Below are 416 nucleotides of genomic sequence, written 5' to 3'. Positions count from 1 at the left end.
AGCTTTGACTTCCTTGGGTACACGCTCGGACCCCGCCACTTCCGCAATGGGGGGCGGTGGTATCTTGGCGCGGCTCCGTCGAAGAAAAGCGTGCTGCGGATCAAGAGGAAGGTCAGCGAACTGCTGACGCCGGGCAACAAGGGCGCTTGGCTCGAAGTACAAGCACGACTGAACCGCCTTCTGCGCGGCTGGTCCGCTTACTTCAGCTATGGCTCGCTTGCTACGGCTCATCAGGCCGTTGATCGACACGTCTTTGACCGCGTGCTCGCCTTTCTGCGCAGACGACATAAGACGCCAGGACGTGGCGTCAGACGGTTCTCTGATCAGATCTATGGGAACCCTGGCGTACTTGTGCTGAACCGCGTGCGCAAAGTGTCGCCGACGTGCGCCTTGTGACGAAACCTGTCGGAAAGCCG

At 60.3% G+C, this 416-nt stretch carries 1 protein-coding gene; it reads left to right on the top strand.

Features of this window, described 5'->3' with window-relative positions:
• Positions 1-396 (top strand): group II intron maturase-specific domain-containing protein (locus QJT78_RS52200; RefSeq protein ID WP_281460955.1); only part of this gene is annotated, 396 nt, incomplete at its 5' end.
• Positions 397-416 lie beyond the last annotated feature (20 nt).

Source organism: Bradyrhizobium sp. Mp27, assembly GCF_029953005.1.
Classification (GTDB): domain Bacteria; phylum Pseudomonadota; class Alphaproteobacteria; order Rhizobiales; family Xanthobacteraceae; genus Bradyrhizobium; species Bradyrhizobium barranii.
This window is presented reverse-complemented; position numbering and strand designations above follow the sequence as displayed.